This window comes from Streptomyces sp. ID05-26A, from assembly GCF_033794685.1.
Taxonomy (GTDB): domain Bacteria; phylum Actinomycetota; class Actinomycetes; order Mycobacteriales; family Pseudonocardiaceae; genus Lentzea.
On the sequence record NZ_JARAYZ010000002.1, the window covers coordinates 247,355 to 262,706 of the forward strand.

Annotated in this window: 15 protein-coding genes; 9 read left to right on the forward strand and 6 right to left on the reverse strand. The window is 69.5% G+C overall.

Going from position 1 to position 15,352, the window contains the following annotated elements; genetic code table 11:
* The first annotated feature begins 85 nt into the window (after window positions 1-85).
* Together PV646_RS16840 and PV646_RS16845 are read left to right on the forward strand one after the other, a co-directional pair.
* Window positions 86-814, forward strand: a complete 729-nt coding sequence (locus tag PV646_RS16840; RefSeq protein ID WP_500342835.1) for an SDR family oxidoreductase — start codon at window positions 86-88, stop codon at window positions 812-814.
* 18 nt (window positions 815-832) lie between these two features.
* Window positions 833-1,813 carry an ADP-ribosylglycohydrolase family protein gene (locus PV646_RS16845; RefSeq protein WP_500342838.1) on the forward strand — a complete coding sequence of 327 codons (981 nt, stop codon included), beginning with the start codon at window positions 833-835 and terminating at the stop codon, window positions 1,811-1,813.
* Here the strand turns inward: PV646_RS16845 and PV646_RS16850 are convergent.
* Complete coding sequence (locus PV646_RS16850; RefSeq protein WP_500342840.1) at window positions 1,810-2,415, reverse strand: hypothetical protein; 606 nt, start codon at window positions 2,413-2,415, stop codon at window positions 1,810-1,812. The genes PV646_RS16845 and PV646_RS16850 overlap by 4 nt on opposite strands.
* 196 nt (window positions 2,416-2,611) lie before the next feature.
* Between PV646_RS16850 and PV646_RS16855 the strand changes: the two genes are divergently transcribed.
* Genes PV646_RS16855 through PV646_RS16870 form a run of 4 tightly spaced genes read left to right on the forward strand, consistent with a single transcriptional unit; the run spans window position 2,612 to window position 8,012 of the window.
* Entirely contained in the window at window positions 2,612-3,925 is a 1,314-nt protein-coding gene (locus PV646_RS16855) for an ABC transporter substrate-binding protein (RefSeq protein ID WP_500342842.1), read from the forward strand.
* An 8-nt stretch (window positions 3,926-3,933) separates the two neighbouring features.
* A complete protein-coding gene (locus tag PV646_RS16860) occupies window positions 3,934-4,794 on the forward strand; it encodes a carbohydrate ABC transporter permease (protein ID WP_500342843.1) in 861 nt (286 codons plus the stop codon).
* The gene (locus tag PV646_RS16865) at window positions 4,791-5,624 is read left to right on the forward strand and encodes a carbohydrate ABC transporter permease (protein WP_500342848.1); all 834 of its coding nucleotides are present in this window, start codon (window positions 4,791-4,793) and stop codon (window positions 5,622-5,624) included. Before PV646_RS16860 ends, PV646_RS16865 begins: the two co-directional genes overlap by 4 nt.
* Before the next feature lie 21 nt (window positions 5,625-5,645).
* On the forward strand, window positions 5,646-8,012 hold the full coding sequence (locus PV646_RS16870; RefSeq protein WP_500342850.1) for a glycoside hydrolase family 2 protein: 2,367 nt from the start codon (window positions 5,646-5,648) through the stop codon (window positions 8,010-8,012).
* Here PV646_RS16870 and PV646_RS16875 read toward each other — a convergent pair.
* The gene (locus PV646_RS16875) at window positions 8,009-9,034 is read right to left on the reverse strand and encodes a LacI family DNA-binding transcriptional regulator (RefSeq protein WP_500342854.1); all 1,026 of its coding nucleotides are present in this window, start codon (window positions 9,032-9,034) and stop codon (window positions 8,009-8,011) included. The two genes, PV646_RS16870 and PV646_RS16875, sit on opposite strands and share 4 nt — an antisense overlap.
* A 134-nt stretch (window positions 9,035-9,168) precedes the next feature.
* On the opposite strand from PV646_RS16875, the gene PV646_RS16880 reads away from it, so the two are divergent.
* Window positions 9,169-10,221: a LacI family DNA-binding transcriptional regulator gene (locus tag PV646_RS16880; RefSeq protein ID WP_500342858.1), complete on the forward strand. Its 1,053-nt coding sequence runs from the start codon at window positions 9,169-9,171 to the stop codon at window positions 10,219-10,221.
* 154 nt (window positions 10,222-10,375) lie between these two features.
* Window positions 10,376-11,419, forward strand: coding sequence for a glycosyl hydrolase (locus PV646_RS16885; RefSeq protein WP_500342859.1), 1,044 nt, complete (start codon window positions 10,376-10,378; stop codon window positions 11,417-11,419).
* A 39-nt stretch (window positions 11,420-11,458) separates the two neighbouring features.
* Here the strand turns inward: PV646_RS16885 and PV646_RS16890 are convergent, their stop codons facing one another.
* Genes PV646_RS16890 through PV646_RS16900 form a run of 3 tightly spaced genes read right to left on the reverse strand, consistent with a single transcriptional unit; the run spans window position 11,459 to window position 13,139 of the window.
* Window positions 11,459-11,902 carry a hypothetical protein gene (locus PV646_RS16890; RefSeq protein WP_500342862.1) on the reverse strand — a complete coding sequence of 148 codons (444 nt, stop codon included), beginning with the start codon at window positions 11,900-11,902 and terminating at the stop codon, window positions 11,459-11,461.
* Window positions 11,899-12,786, reverse strand: a complete 888-nt coding sequence (locus PV646_RS16895; RefSeq protein WP_500342863.1) for a WXG100 family type VII secretion target — start codon at window positions 12,784-12,786, stop codon at window positions 11,899-11,901. Before PV646_RS16895 ends, PV646_RS16890 begins: the two co-directional genes overlap by 4 nt.
* Window positions 12,783-13,139 carry a hypothetical protein gene (locus PV646_RS16900; RefSeq protein ID WP_500342865.1) on the reverse strand — a complete coding sequence of 119 codons (357 nt, stop codon included), beginning with the start codon at window positions 13,137-13,139 and terminating at the stop codon, window positions 12,783-12,785. Before PV646_RS16900 ends, PV646_RS16895 begins: the two co-directional genes overlap by 4 nt.
* 276 nt (window positions 13,140-13,415) lie before the next feature.
* Here PV646_RS16900 and PV646_RS16905 point away from each other — a divergent pair, with 276 nt between their 5' ends.
* The gene (locus PV646_RS16905) at window positions 13,416-14,492 is read left to right on the forward strand and encodes a BtrH N-terminal domain-containing protein (RefSeq protein ID WP_500342866.1); all 1,077 of its coding nucleotides are present in this window, start codon (window positions 13,416-13,418) and stop codon (window positions 14,490-14,492) included.
* A gap of 54 nt (window positions 14,493-14,546) precedes the next feature.
* On the opposite strand, the gene PV646_RS16910 is transcribed toward PV646_RS16905, so the two are convergent.
* Window positions 14,547-15,299 (reverse strand): zf-HC2 domain-containing protein, encoded by a 753-nt coding sequence (locus PV646_RS16910; RefSeq protein ID WP_500342869.1) that lies wholly within the window; start codon window positions 15,297-15,299, stop codon window positions 14,547-14,549.
* Window positions 15,300-15,352: the final 53 nt, after the last annotated feature.

Below are 15,352 nucleotides of genomic sequence, written 5' to 3' on the forward strand. Positions count from 1 at the left end.
CTCAGCCTACCTCTTCGGTACCGATCGGTTCGGAAGTGCTACGGTCGAGTTACGTACCGATCGGTACCGAAAGCTTGGAGGGGACATGCCTCAGTTCGAGGGCAAGACGGTGGTCGTGACCGGCGGGAGCAGCGGCATCGGCCTCGCCGCCGCCCGGCGGTTCGCCGGCGAGGGCGCGCACGTGTTCATCACCGGCAGGCGCCAGGGCGAGCTGGACGCGGCCGTGGAGTTGATCGGCGACGCCACGGCCGTGCGGGGCGACGTGGCCGACCCGGCGGACCTCGACCGGCTCTACGACGCGGTCCGCGCCAGGGGCAGGGGAGTGGACGCGCTGTTCGCCAACGCGGGCATCGGCGGGTTCGCGGCGCTCGAGGACACGACCGAGGAGCACTTCGACCAGATCTTCGGCGTCAACGTGCGCGGCACGCTGTTCAGCGTCCAGAAGGCGTTGCCGCTGCTCAACGACGGCGCCGCCGTGATCGTGAACTGCTCGGTCCGCGCCGACGACGGCGTCGCGGAGTTCGGCACCTACGCGGCGACCAAGGCCGCGCTGCGCTCGTACGTCCGCACCTGGGCCAACGAGCTCAAGGGCCGGAACGTCCGCGTCAACGCGATCTCACCCGGCACGATCGACACGCCCGCGGTCGCCGGGCTGTCGGACGAGGCCAGGGAGGGCTTCGCGGCCGGGGTGCCGATCGGCCGGATGGGAACGGCGGACGAGGTGGCGGACGCCGTGGCGTTCCTCGCCTCGGACCAGAGCAGCTTCGTCGTCGGGGCCAACCTGTACGTCGACGGCGGCGAGAACCAGCTCTAGCGACGTAGGGTCGGTGCCGTGGATCGCATCGCGGGATCGTGGTACGGGCTGGCGTTCGGGGACGCGCTCGCCAAGCCGACGGAGTTCCTGACGGTCGAGGAGATCGACCGTCAGTTCGGTCCGGACGGTCCGGACGACCTCACGGGTGATCCCGCACTGGTCACCGACGACACGCAGATGGCGCTCGCGGTCGCGTGGGCGCTGCGCGACGCCGGCCACCTCACCGCCGACGCACTCGAACCGCGCCTGCGGGAGCGGTTCGTCGCGTGGGCGCACAGCCCGGAGAACAACCGCGCGCCGGGGATGACGTGCCTGCGCGCGTGCGGCGGACTGGCGGAGGGCGCCCCGTGGGTGGAGGCGACCATCAAGGGCTCCAAGGGGTGCGGCGCGAACATGCGCGTGACCCCGGTGGGCCTGGTGCCCGGCCTCGACCTCGACGTGCTGGCCGGGGTGTCGCAACTGCAGGCCGCGATGACCCACGGCCATCCCACGGCACTGGCCGCGTCCGAGCTCACCGCCTACGCGACGCGCCTGCTGGTCGACGGCGCCGACCTGGCGGACGTGCCCGCCGCCTTGCTGGCCCGCTGCGCCGAACGGCGTTCGCTCTACCTGGAGGAGTGGCTGGGCTCCCTGTGGCAGATGCCGGGGGCGACCACACCCGCCGACTTCATCGCCCGCGGCTGGGACGAGTGCGTCGCGGCCCTCGAACTGCTGGTGGCCGCCCTGGCCCGGCCCGACGACGGCCTGGACGCGTGCCTGGCCACCGGGGAGGGCTGGATCGCCGAGGAGGCGCTGGCGACCGGCTTGTACTGCGCGGTCCGGCACGCCGGCAACCCGGTGGCCTGCCTGGTGCGGGCGGCGCGGACCAGCGGCGACTCGGACTCGATCGCCGCCCTGGCCGGGGCGTTCGTCGGCGCGGCGCACGGTCTGGACGCCTGGCCCGCGGACTGGGTCACGCGCATCGAGTACGCGGACCAGCTGGCCGCACTCACCGCCTAGGTTCGGCTGTCGAGCCAGGCGCCCCACGTGTTCCGCTTGACCCGGACCTCAGGCCGGTCGGCGACGTCGAGGAGGAACTGGGCTCGGCACCGGACGAGTGGATCTTCCGCCCGTGCGAGGGCCGCCATCCGGTCGCGGAAGTCCGCGCCGTCGACGTGGCGCACCAGGAGCGCGTACATCCAGTCCTTGCAGCGGTAGGGGCGGTGCACCACGTCGACCAGCAGATCGATGGCCTCAGGTCGAGCCTCGGTCGGCAGTCCGCACCGGCCCAGGTGGCCGAGCACCCCTTCCTTCATCGACCACGGTGACCAGATCTGCGTGTCACGCGAGGTCCACTGGTCGGGGAAGAGCGTCTCCCACCTCAGGTACAGCGCCACGAACGGCCAGAGCTCCGCGCTCACGGCGGAGTTCCGGGACTCCCACCGCAACAGCTGCCCCAGGTACCAGAAGACCGTCCGGTCGCGGCCGGGCTCGTAGATCGACACACCCGTTCCACTGGCCACCGACTCGCGGTGCCGCGCCAGCGCCCGGCCGCGGACGGCGTCGTCGTCAGCGATCAGGTCGAACAGCCGTGCGTCGGCCTTCGGTGAGGCGATCTTCATCGGCGGAGCATCGCACGGCCCGTCGCCGGGCTCCGAAGCATTTCTGTCAGCTGTCATCCACGGATGCCTGCTAAAGCGTTATAGACAGCGATTCACGTTGCGTCTAGGTTAAGCGCTCATCACCCCGAACACCTCCTGTCAACGGCAGGAAGTCGTCGGAGGCCTGTCAACTAAAACGCTTAAGTTCGGAGGCGAAGTGGCTGCGACTCGCGCAACGGTGGCCGGGACGGTTCTCGTGCTGGCTCTCTCCGCCTGCGGCGGCGGTGGCGGTGCGGACGGCGAGGCGGTCGTCGCCGTTCCCGCCGACCCGGCGAAGGTCACCGGGACCATCACGGTCCTGACCAACCGGACCGACCAGGTGCAGGACGGCACGACCAAGAAGTACGCCGACGAGTTCAAGAAGACCTATCCCGGTGTCACGGTGGAGTTCCAGGGCCTCACCGACTACGAGGGCGAGGTCCGGATCCGGATGAGCGGCGAGGACTACGGCGACGTGGTGCTCATCCCCGGTTCGGTCGACTCGAACCAGTACCCGCAGTTCTTCGCTCCGCTGGGGACCACCGAGGAACTGCAGCCGAAGTACGACTTCACCGACAAGGCCGCGGTGGACGGCAAGGTCTACGGGCTCGCGAACATCGGCACGGCCAACGGGTTCGTCTACAACAAGAGCGTCTGGCAGAAGGCGGGTGTCACCGAGTGGCCGAAGACACCCGCGGAGTTCCTCACCGCGCTCAAGGCGATCAAGGACAAGACCGGCTCCACGCCGTACTACACGAACTACAAGGACGGCTGGCCGCTGACGAACTGGGGCAGCGGTCTCGGCTCGCCGAGCTGTGACGTCGCCGCGAACGACAAGCTGGCCGAGACGAAGGAACCGTGGGCACCGGGCACGGACCTGAACGTCGTCGACACCTTGCTGCACGACATCGTCCACACCGGACTCTCCGAGGCCGACCCGAACACCACCAACTGGGAGAACTCCAAGAACCTCCTCGGCACCGGCGAGGTCGCGACCATGTGGCTCGGGTCGTGGGCGGTGGTCCAGATGCGGGAGGCCGCGCGCAAGGCCGGGCGTGACCCGCAGGACATCGGGTTCATGCCGTTCCCGGCACAGGCCGGCGGGAAGTTCTGCTCGGTCGTGCGGCCCGACTACCTCTTCGCGATCAACAAGCACAGCAAGGCGAAGGAGGCCGCACGGGCGTGGATCGACTGGTACATCTCGAAGTCCGGTGACGCGCAGCAGTCGTTGTCGATCTCCGCGCTCAAGGGCGCGCCGCTGCCGGAGAGCCTCAAGCCGTTCGAGGACGCGAAGGTCGAGCTCGTGCGGCTCGGCTGGGCGAAGAACAACCTGGTCAACCAGATCGACAAGGCCTCCGAGGTGGGGCTGAGCGCCAAGGACTACCCGCAGCGCATCGTCGACGTCGCCAGGGGAGCGGCACCGGGTGATCTCGCGGGTGTGTTCGCCGACCTCAACAAGAGGTGGGCCGAAGCGCAGGCCGAGATCGGCTGACCGCACCGATGAAACAACGCGCCCACGTGCCGTGGCTCTACCTGCTCGTCCCGCTCGTGTTCCTGGTGGCGTTCACGTACGTACCGGTCGTGAGCATGGTGGTGCACAGCTTCACGGACTGGGACGGCCTCAGCCGCGACCGCGACTTCGTCGGCGCCGAGAACTACGTCGACCTCTTCACCCGGCCACAGCTGTTCCAGGTCTTCGCGGTCAGCCTCTTCTACCTCGCGGGCGCGCTGCTGCAGACGGGGCTGGCACTGTACTTCGCGACCGTCCTGAGCTTCGGCACGCGGCTGCGGGGCCTGTTCAAGGGCATCTTCTTCTTCCCGTACCTCGTCAACGGCGTCGCGATCGGGTTCGTGTTCCTCTACTTCTTCCAGCCCGGCGGCACGCTGGACACCACGCTCGCGGTGTTCGGCGTGCAGCCGCGGCTGTGGCTCGGCGACCCCGACCTCGTCAACACCTCGCTCGCCGGGGTGTCGGTCTGGCGCTACGCCGGGCTGAACCTCGTGCTGTTCCTCGGTGCCATCCAGTCGATCCCGCCGCACCTGTACGAAGCGGCCACTTTGGACGGAGCGAGCCGATGGCAGCAGTTCCGCCACATCATCGTGCCCAGCATCAAACCGATCATCAGCTTGTGCGTGATCCTCGCGGTGTCCGGCGCGCTGTCGGTGTTCGAGATCCCGTTCATCATGACCGGGGGAGCGAACAACAGCGAGACGTTCGTGATCCAGACGATCAAGCTGGCGTTCACCTTCAACAAGGTCGGCCTGGCGTCGGCGGCCGCGGTGGTGCTCCTCGTCATCGTGCTGCTGGTGACGTGGTTGCAGCGGACGCTCGTCCCCGAGGAGAGGGTCGAGCAGTCATGACGGCACGCCACGCGCTCGCCGCGTTCCTCAAGTACCTCAGCCTGGTGCTCGCCAGCGTCGCGGTGGTGCTGCCGTTGCTGGCCGTGCTGCTCACCTCGTTGCGCACCAGCGAGGAGGCCACCGCCAACCGCAACCCGCTGGCCGCGCCGGCCGACTGGTTCAACCTCGGCAACTTCGCCATCGCCTTCACCGACGGGCAGATGGCGCGGGCGCTGTGGAACACCACGTTCATCCTGGTCTTCGCCCTGATCGGCACCGTGCTCATCGGCTCGATGACCGCCTACGCCGTCGACCGGTTCCACTTCAGGGCCAAGAAGCTCGTCATGGCCCTGTTCCTCGTCGCGACGCTGGTGCCCAGCGTGACCACGCAGGTCGCGACCTACGAGGTGATCAGCGCACTCGGCGTCAACGGCACCCGGTGGGCGCCGATCCTGCTCTACACCGGCACGGACATCGTGGCCGTGTACATCTTCCTGCAGTTCATGCGCTCGATCCCGGTCGCGCTCGACGAGGCGGCGAGGATCGACGGCGCCGGCTCGCTCACGATCTACTGGCGGATCGTCCTGCCGCTGCTGCGGCCCGCGATCGTCACCGTCGTGATCGTCAAGGGAGTCGCGATCTACAACGACTTCTACATCCCGTTCCTGTACATGCCCTCGGACAAGCTCGGCACCATCTCGACCGCGCTGTTCCGGTTCAAGGGCCCGTACGGCGCCCACTGGGAGGTCATCTCGGCGGGCACGGTCCTCGTCATCCTCCCGACCCTGGTCGTGTTCCTCGCGTTGCAGCGCTTCATCTACGGCGGGCTCACCGCGGGCGCGGTCAAATAACCACTTCAGGAGAAGCAGAACATGGTGACCAGAACCGAACTCCACGACGGCTGGGTTCTCCGCTCCGAGAGCCCGAGCAAGCTCGGCGAGAGGGAGGTGCCCGCCACGGTGCCGGGGTGCGTGCACACGGATCTGCTGTCGGCCGGGCTCATCCCCGATCCGTACCTCGACGAGAACGAGGCGAAGCTCGCGTGGATCGGCCGGACCGACTGGCGTTACGAGACGACCTTCCACTACAGCGCGGAGGACGGCACCCGGGTCGAGCTGGTGTGCGACGGCCTGGACACGATCGCCAGGATCGAGCTGAACGGCCAGGAGATCGCCTCCACGGTCAACATGCACCGCGCCTACCGCTTCGACGTCCGGGCCGCCCTGCGCGACGGGGAGAACACGCTCTCGGTGACGTTCACGAGCGCGCTGGCCCACGCCGAGGAACAGGAACGGCTGCTCGGCGCCCGCCCGCACGTCAACGCCCACCCGTACAACATGATCCGCAAGATGGCCTGCAACTTCGGCTGGGACTGGGGCCCGGTCCTCGTCACCGCCGGGATCTGGCGGCCGATCGCGATCGAGGAGTGGCAGGAGGCGCGCATCGCGGCCGTTCGCCCGCTCACGAGCATGGACGGCACCGCGGAGGTGCACGTCGACGTCCAGCGGACCGGCGACGAACCGCTGACGGTCGTCGCGCGCATCGGCGAGCACGAGGTCCGGTCCGAACTCGTTCCCGGTGCCGGTGGAACGGTGCTGCGGATGGAACTCGGCGACGTCGGCCTGTGGTGGCCACGCGGCCACGGCGAGCAGACGCTGCACCCGATCGAGGTGACACTGTCCACAGGGGACATCTGGCGCGGTGAGGCCGGCTTCCGCACCGTCGAGCTGCTCACGAATCCGGACGACGACGGCACCGAGTTCACGTTCCGGATCAACGGTGAGCGCGTCTTCGTCAAGGGCGTCAACTGGATCCCGGACGACTGCTTCCCGCACCGCGTCGGTGAGGCCCGGCTGCGGGAGCGGTTCGGCCAGGCCCTCGACGCCGGCGTGAACCTGCTGCGCGTCTGGGGCGGCGGCATCTACGAGTCCGACGACTTCTACGCGCTCGCCGACGAGCTGGGACTGCTGGTGTGGCAGGACTTCCTGTTCGCCTGTGCCGCCTACCCCGAGGAGGAACCACTGCGCGGCGAGGTCGTCGCGGAGGCCCGTGACGCCGTCAACCGGCTGGCCGCGCACCCGAGCCTCATCGCCTGGAACGGCGGCAACGAGAACGTCTGGGGCTACCACGACTGGGGCTGGCAGGAGGATCTCGGCGAGCGGACCTGGGGCATCGGCTACTACACCGACGTCCTCCCGAAGATCGTCGCCGAACTGGACCCGGGCCGTCCCTACCTGCCGAGCAGCCCGTACTCGGTCTCCGAGGACCTGCACCCGAACGACCCGGCGCACGGCTGCACGCACATCTGGGACGTCTGGAACGACCGCGACTACACGGCCTACCTGGAGTACGAGCCGCGGTTCGTGGCCGAGTTCGGGTTCTGCGGCCCGCCCGCGACGGCGACGGTGAAGGAGGCGATCCGCGACACCCCACCGGCGCCGTACGGACGCCGCATGACCGCCCACATCAAGGCCGAGGACGGCAACCGCAAGATCGCGCGCAGGCTCGCCGAACACTTCTCCGACGTGCGGGGGTTCGACGACTGGCACTGGGCCGCGCAACTCAACCAGGCCCACGCCATCAGCACCGGGATCGGGCACTTCCGGTCGCTCACCCCGAAGTGCTCCGGCACGATCCTGTGGCAGCTCAACGACTGCTGGCCGGTGACCTCGTGGGCGGTCGTCGACGGGTACGGCCGGCTCAAGCCGTCCTGGTACGCGTTGCGGGCCGCCTACGCCGAGCGGTTGCTGACGATCAGGCCGGACGCCGTCGTCGCGGTGAACGACACCGCGCAGGAGTGGGCGGGCGAACTGCGGGTGCGGCGGGTGCGGCTCGACGGGGCGGAGGTGACGGACGTGGTGCTGCCGATCGTGGTCGCTCCGCGTTCGGCCACGACCGTCGGTGTCCCGGACTCGGCCGGTGACCTCGTCGTGGCCTCCGTGGGCGAGGTCAGGTCGTTCGCGTTCCCGGCCGGAAAGGCCTTGCCCGAAGCCGCTTTCGACGCGACCGCGGAGGCTGTCGACGGCGGTTACCGCGTCACCGTGACCGCCAGGTCGGTGCTGAAGGACCTGACGCTGCTGGCCGACAAGGTGGCGGCGGACGGTGTGGTCGACCGCGGCCTGGTCTCGTTGCTGCCAGGGGAGTCCACCGTGTTCGGCGTGCGCACCGCCGCACGGTTCGCGCCGGAGTTGCTGGTGGCGGCGGACGTCCTGCGTTCAGCGAACCAACTGGAGGTCTAGCGCTTCGGAGGTGCCGTGCTCGACCTCGGGACGAGCCGGGGCGCCGGCACCTCCACACCGCGCTGCTCGACGGCGCCGTTCTTCGCGACCACGTCGAGCAGCAGCTGCGCGACGCGGGCACCGTACGCGGCGACGTCCCGGGCGAGCGCGGTGATCGCCGGCCGGATCACCTGGCACAGCTGGGAGTCGTCCCACGCGACGATCGACAGGTCCTCGGGCACCGAGAGCCGCATCTCGTCGGCCACCGACATCCCGGCGACGGCCATGATGCTGTTGTCGTAGAGGATCGCCGTCGGGCGCTCGGGCGAGGTCAGCAGCCTGCGCGTCGCCTGGGCGCCTTCGAGCCCGGTGTAGTCGGTGTGCACGACCTCGATCGACTCGATCCCGTACCGGGTGCTCGCGTCGCGGAACGCCTCGTCGCGGCGCCGGGTGTGCAGCAGGTCCGGCAGGCCCGCGATCCGGCCGATCCGGCGGTGGCCCAGCGCGGCCAGGTAACCGACGGTCTCGGCGGCGGCCGCGGCGTCGTCCGCCCAGACGTGCGGCAGCGACCCCACGTCGGCGGGACCACCGACCACGACCGCGGGCAGGCCGAGCTGTTCGAGCAGGCCGACGCGGGGGTCGTCGCCACGCAGGTCGACGACGATGATCCCGTCGACCCGGTGCTCACCCCACCAGGACCGGTAGACCTTGAGCTCGGCGTCGACGCTCGCGACGACCTGCATCATCAGCGCGTAGCCCGGCGTCGCCAGCACCGACTCGATGCCGCTGACCAGTTCCATGAAGAACGGCTCGACGCCCAGGGTGGCGGCGGGCCGGGGGATCGCCATGCCGATGACGTTGGTGGTGCCGCCGGACAGCACGCGGGCGGCGCTGTTGCGGTGCCACCCGATCGCGTCGGCGGCGTCGAGGACGCGCTGGCGGGTCCGGTCGGAGACACCGGGCCGTCCGTTCAGGGCGAACGACGCGGCGCTGATCGACACCCCCGCTCGTTGCGCGACGTCGGAGATCGTCGGCCGCTTCATCCGGACCTCCTCGTCGGCTGCGGAGATCAAAACATAGCAGCGCAACAACTGAAGCGTTTAACCAGCACGCCACGAGCACGGTTCCTGGGAGCGCTCCCGGTTAGACTCGCACGGTCCAGCAGCGGGTGAGACAGGTGAGGCGGTTCCGGGTGAGCCAGCACGACTCGACCGCCGGCGAGCGCAGGGCCACCATCAGGGACGTCGCCGCGCGCGCCGGTGTGTCCCCGGCGGCCGTGTCGATCGCCCTGCACGACCGGCCCGGCGTGTCCGCCGCGACCAAGGAGCGCATCCTCACCGCCGCGCGTGAGCTCGGCTGGCGGCCCAACCTCGCGGCCTCGTCGTTGTCCGGGCGGCGCCTGCACACGGTCGGGCTCGTGATCGCGAGGCCCGCCCGACTGCTGGGGCTCGAACCGTTCTACATGGAGTTCATCTCGGGCATCGAGAGCGTGCTGGTGCGGCGGTCGTGCTCGTTGCTGCTGCGGCTGGCGGACGGTGCCGAGGAGATCGAGGTCCACCGCGAGTGGTGGCAGGGCGGACGTGTCAACGGCAGCATCCTCGTCGATCTGCACGTGGACGACCCGCGCATCCCTGCGCTGGCGGACCTGGGCCTTCCCGTGGTGGTCGTGGGTCATCCGAGCCTGGCGGGGGAGTTCACGCCGGTGTGGACGGAGGACGCCGAGGCGATCACCGAGGCCGTGCGCTACCTCGCCGCGCTGGGGCATCGCCGCATCGCGCGGGTGAGCGGGCCGCCGGAGCTGGGGCACAGCGCGATCCGCACGGCCGCTTTCGCCGACGTGGCACGGGACCTCGGGCTGGACGCCCGCACGGTCGTGGCGGACTTCTCCGCGGACCAGGGCAGCCGGGCCTGTCGCACGCTGCTGCTCTCGCCGGACCGTCCGACCGCCATCGTGTTCGACAACGACGTCATGGCGGTCGCGGCGCTGGGCGTGGCCGCGGAGTTCGGCCTGTCGGTGCCGGCCGACCTGTCCCTGCTGGCCTGGGACGACTCGCAGCTCTGCCAGCTCACCAGGCCGACTCTCTCGGCCATGCACCACGACGTCTTCTCGTTCGGCGCGCAGGCGGCGGAGACGCTGTTCGACGTGATGAACAACCGGTCTCCGGCGCACCGTCTCGCGCACGCCCCGAGGTTGGTCCCACGAGCGTCGACCGCGCCGCCTCGAAGCTGAACCGTTCCGGAACTAAAACGCTCTATGGACACCTCGTACGAGTCCGCCTATGTTGATGCAGCAGAGCAGATTAAACGTTTTAGTTCATCGGCTCGCCGCCGCAGCCGTCACGTAGTCCCGCCCAGTGAGGAGCGGGTTCCACGAGGAGGAGCGAGTGCGACACACCACGCTTCATCGGTCCGGCGCGGTTCTGACCGCGGTCCTGACCTTCCTCGGCGTCCTGGTCGCGGTGTCACCGCAGGCGCAGGCGTTCCCGAGGTCGTCCCGGCAGCAAGTGATCAACTACCTGAGCTCGATCACCGGCCGCGCCATCGTCTCCGGCCAGCACAACAAGGAACCGGCGAACAACCCCGGCCAGTACACCCAGCAGGTCAAGGACATCACCGGCCAGTACCCCGGTCTGTGGGGCGGTGACCTGATGTTCCGGCCGGAGGACGTGGCGAACCGGCAGCGCGTGGTCGACCAGGCCAAGATCGAGTGGGCCAACGGTTCGCTGGTCACGCTGACCTGGCACGTGTGCACACCGACCGGAGGCAGCACCTGCCAGTTCGACGGCGGTGTGAAGACGCGGATCAGCCAGGGCCAGTTCACCGAGATGGTCACCGGCGGCACAGGACTCAACAACGCGTGGAAGCGCCGCCTCGACGAAGTGGTGCCGTACCTGCAGCAGCTCAAGGCCGCGGGCGTGCCGGTGTTGTTCCGCCCACTGCACGAGATGAACGAGGCCTGGAACTGGTGGGGCAACCGGCCGGGCCCGGAGGGCAGCGCGAAGCTCTACCGCATCACCCGCGACCACCTGGTGTCCAAGGGCCTCGACAACCTGATCTGGGTGTGGAACGTCCAGGACAACCCCGCCGGCAACTGGGCGTCGTACTACCCCGGCGCGCAGTACGTGGACGTGGTGTCACTGGACGTCTGGTACAAGGGACTGCCCACTTCCGGTGACTACCAGCAGATCCAGGCCATCGCGAACGGCAAGCCGATCGCGCTCGCCGAGACCGGCAAGGTGCCGAACGCCGCGTTCCTCGGCGGCCAGACCCGCTGGAGCTACTTCATGGTGTGGTCGGAACACCTGCGCGGCAACAACACCCCGGCGGAGGTCCAGGCCGGCTACTTCCACCCGCGCACGCTGAACCAGGGCGAGTTCACCATCGGCTCCGCACCGTCCACTCCGGACGGAGTGGTCCGCGCGAACTGACTTCTCCCCCCTGCCCGCTCCGACGAGATCGCGGCCGGGTCAGAAGGCGTCCTCGGTGAAGTCGCTCGGCATGTCGTCGTCGTAGTCGCCGTGCGAGCGCCTGGTGCGCTGCTGACCCGCCGCGACGATCTCGTCGAGGTCCTGGCCCTCCTTGATCGCCGTGTACGCGCGCTTCAGCGACGGCATGCTGGTCTGCATCGCGCGCTGCACCTCGGGATCGTTCACGGCCCTGCCGGACGCGATGTCCCGCCAGGACAGTTCGCCCGAGTCGACCTTGCGCTGCAGGTCTTTCAGCGCGTTCGGCGCATCCTTCGACCGGGCGAACTTCTCGATCTCGGCGATGTCGGCGGGGGACAGATCGGCGCCGCGGCCCTGCGCCTTGGACGCTTCGAGAGCGACCTTCTCCAGCCGTGCGCCCCTGGCGTCGAGATCCTCCTGCCACGTCCGCAACTGCTGGCGGGCGCTGTCGTACGGGAACGTCATTCCGCACCGCCCGGGCTCGAGGTGCTGGGCTCCGCCCAGCGTTCCTCCTTCTGGGCGTCCTTGTACTTGCTGTGTCCCTTGTAGCCGCTCTTCACCGCGCCCCACGCGCCGCTGCCCACGGCGGACACGCCGTCGCCGAACTTCTCCTTGCCGTCCTGCCAGGTGTCGACCACGTCGAAGAAGTCGTTGACGTCCCGCACGTCCGGGATCCTGGCCAGCGCGGTGCCCATGAGCTTGATGCCGTTGATCATGCCCTGGACGCCCTCGATGAGCGTCTTCATGGACTGGATCAGCTTGCGCACCTGGTCGACGATGTTGACCACGTCGTAGACCATCCACACGGCACGGCCCCAGCCGACGAGAGGGATCCAGGCCGTCATCGCGGCCTTCATCAGCTTGTCGCAGATCTTGTCGAGCAGCGTCAGCGCGAGCTTCGCGGCCGACCGGCAGGAGGCCGCCATGTTCTTGAACCGGTCGCCGATGAACTTCGCGACCTGCGAGTCCCACTCGATCGCCGTGGTCCACGTGCGGCGCATGCGGTTCTCGAAGCTCTGCGCGGCACCGCCGTCCCAGCTCGGCGACAGCTCCTCGATGCCGTTGTTCACGTTGTGCCGCACGTTGTCGAGCGACTTGGCGATCCGGTCCCACGCGGCGGCGTTCGCGTCGATCTTCTCGAAGTCGCCCGCCAGCGGCATGACCAGGTCGCGCACCAGGTCGTCGCCGGTGACCTGCTGGTAGATCCAGTTGACGCCCTGGATCTTCCAGCCGGCGGCCTCGATCAGCTCCTTGACGGTCTGCCGGCCGGGCCGGTTGTCGGGCGCCGCGCGCAGCGAGACATTCGGATCCTCGATGTCCTGGTAGCCGTTGCAGACCCCGCCGGTCATTCGCCCACCCCCAGGTACCGCCCCAGCCAGGACGGGGGCTCCGTCTTCCCGCCCGCGGCGTCGATCAGGCAGACGCCGATCTCGTCCGCCTTCTCGTAGGCACGGGCCGCCTTGACCAAGGACTCGGCGTCCTGGGTCATCTTCTTGTTCGCGGCCTCGAGCGTCTCCCCGTAGAGCTGCGCGACCCCGGTCACGACGGGGTCGAGCAGCGACAGCAGCCCGGTGAACCCGGACGTGTCCCCACCCTTGTCGATCGCGTGCTCCCGGATCGTCAGGAAGTGCTCGGCCTGACGTTCGAGGAGTCCGCTGTACCCACGCAGCTCATCCGGCTCGACGTGGAACTTCTCTCCCATCCGCCTGACCTTAATGCGCGGATCCTTCGTATTCCCGGCTATAAAAAACACGAATCGCGGCGGTCCCCGCGCCCCGGGACCGGTCCGGTTAGGATGACCACCGGCGAGTTCCACGCCCAACCTCCTGACCGGGTGCCCACGCAACCCGGCTGACGCGGAGGCAAACGGGACCTGTGTGCCTGGGGACGCCGTCTTCGTCACGCCTTGACCAAGGCTGTCGTGGCATCTGAACGCGTGGGGTCCGGGTGCCTTCCGCGACGGCCGAGGAGATCGGTGATGACGTCACGCAAGCAGTTCAAGGCTCAGGTCCGCGCCCGCATGGCCAAGACCGGTGAGCGCTACACGACCGCCCTGGCGCACCTGAGCGGTGCGGCGCCGGACGACGGCTGGGAGTTGCGCGGAGGCACGGACCCCGACGCGGCGGGCCTGGACGCCATGCTCGCCGCCCGCGGCATCTCCGGGCTGAACGAGGCGCTGCTGTTCGGCATCGGCGGCGGGATCGGCGCGGGCTACATCCTGTGGGAGTTCAAGCACGACAACGGGCGGCACGTGACGATCGGGTTCTCCAACTCGTGGCAGTACGTCACCCGCCGCACCGAGAAGGTCCTCACGCGACTGGGCGTCGCACACGAGTGGCACCGGTCGGCGCCCAAGGCCGCGCAGGCGTGGCTGACCGGCCGGCTCGACGCCGGTGACGCCGTGATGGTGTGGCCCGACCGGTACCAGATCGGCTACTGGGACCTGCCGGAGTCGCTCGACGGTCACGGCGGGCACCCGGTCGTGGTGTACGGCACGTCCGGCGACCAGGTGTACGTGGACGACCGGAACCTGGTGCCGCTGACGGTCGCGCGGGCGGACCTGGACCGGGCCGTCGCGCGGGTCGGCACGTGGAAGAACCAGGCGGTCGTGGTCACCGGGTCCGATCACGAACCCGACGTCGAGGCCGCGGTGCGCGAGGGCCTGCGGGACGTCGTCGAGCACCTGTCGCAGAAGTCGGACTCGTTCTCGTTGCCGGCGTGGCGCAAGTGGTCCCGGATGATGACCGACACCAAGGCCGCCAAGGCGTGGCCCAAGGTGTTCGCCGACGGGCAGGGGCTCGACCACGCGTTCCAGAGCGTCCGGGAGGGCGTCGACGGCCGGTACGGGGTCACGGGCGGGAACCTGCGGCCGTTGTTCGCGGACTTCCTCGACCAGGCCGGCCATTCCGGGCTGGCGCCGCGGTGGCGGGAGATCGGCGAGATGTGGAACGCGCTGGGGGAGTCGACCGACTTCCCGGCCATGGGTGCACAGCTCGCTGAGCTGTACGAGGCGGAGACCGACGCGATCGCCCGGTTGAAGGCCGCGGTGAGCTGATCGCCGCCGGGGGACGCGGGACGATCGTCCCGCGTCCGTCTGGTCAGGCAACGGTCAGGCGACGTCGCGCCGGCTCACCGGCCGCAGCCGGACGCGGCGGGCACGGGGCTTCTCCTCGCGGCGTGAAGACTCGGAGGAGTCCTCCGTGCCGGCGGAGTCGCTGTCCGACGACGTGGCGCGGCCGCCGGGGCCCCGGTCGCGGAAGTGCGTGAGCGCCAGCAACGCGAGTGCCGCGAGCAGCAGCGAGTGGGACAGCACGCGGCCCGCGGTGGCGGTGCCGTCGATCAGGTCGCTGGCCGAGTACGGGATCAGCACGGCGACGAACGCCGCGGTGACGGGCAGCATGCCCGCGGTCGCGGCGGGGCGCAGCGCGGTCCAGAGCAGGCCGAGGCCGAGCGCGAGGTTCCAGGCGGTGCTCTCGTTGAACAGGTGGCTGCTGTCGAGACCGGAGACGTGGCCTCCGTGCGTGGCCGAGCCGGTGCCCAGCACCTGGGCGAGACCGAGCGTCAGCTGGGCGACCGCGACTGCGCCGAGCAACGTCCTGACGAGCCAGCCGCGCGGCGCGGGCGGGACGATCGGGGGAGCGGCGTCGAGGATCGTGGCGGCGAGGTCGGGCACGGGGGTCGCGGCCCGCACGCGCAGGGTGCGGTTCAGAGCCGTGGCGGTCTCCTGCCACTCCCGGCAGTCCGCGCACGTCTTCAGGTGGGCGTCCACCTCGGCGGCGGGCACGCCCTCGTCCTCCCCGTCGAGTCGCGCGGAGAGGGCTTCGCGGCAGGTGCTGCAGTCCACGTACACATTGTCGGTCATGCGGCCCGGTTGGTTCCCGGTGATCTGCGAGCGGTTCGGAACGGACCCGGATC

Excerpts from the sequence above, each read along its gene's own strand:
- PV646_RS16840 (WP_500342835.1), top strand. The coding sequence starts at position 86 with ATGCCTCAGTTCGAGGGCAAGACGGTGGTCGTGACCGGCGGGAGCAGC.
- PV646_RS16850 (WP_500342840.1), bottom strand. The coding sequence starts at position 2,415 with ATGAAGATCGCCTCACCGAAGGCCGACGCACGGCTGTTCGACCTGATC.
- PV646_RS16860 (WP_500342843.1), top strand. The coding sequence starts at position 3,934 with ATGAAACAACGCGCCCACGTGCCGTGGCTCTACCTGCTCGTCCCGCTC.
- PV646_RS16865 (WP_500342848.1), top strand. The coding sequence starts at position 4,791 with ATGACGGCACGCCACGCGCTCGCCGCGTTCCTCAAGTACCTCAGCCTG.
- PV646_RS16870 (WP_500342850.1), top strand. The coding sequence starts at position 5,646 with ATGGTGACCAGAACCGAACTCCACGACGGCTGGGTTCTCCGCTCCGAG.
- PV646_RS16875 (WP_500342854.1), bottom strand. The coding sequence starts at position 9,034 with ATGAAGCGGCCGACGATCTCCGACGTCGCGCAACGAGCGGGGGTGTCG.
- PV646_RS16890 (WP_500342862.1), bottom strand. The coding sequence starts at position 11,902 with ATGACGTTCCCGTACGACAGCGCCCGCCAGCAGTTGCGGACGTGGCAG.
- PV646_RS16895 (WP_500342863.1), bottom strand. The coding sequence starts at position 12,786 with ATGACCGGCGGGGTCTGCAACGGCTACCAGGACATCGAGGATCCGAAT.
- PV646_RS16900 (WP_500342865.1), bottom strand. The coding sequence starts at position 13,139 with ATGGGAGAGAAGTTCCACGTCGAGCCGGATGAGCTGCGTGGGTACAGC.
- PV646_RS16905 (WP_500342866.1), top strand. The coding sequence starts at position 13,416 with ATGACGTCACGCAAGCAGTTCAAGGCTCAGGTCCGCGCCCGCATGGCC.
- PV646_RS16910 (WP_500342869.1), bottom strand. The coding sequence starts at position 15,299 with ATGACCGACAATGTGTACGTGGACTGCAGCACCTGCCGCGAAGCCCTC.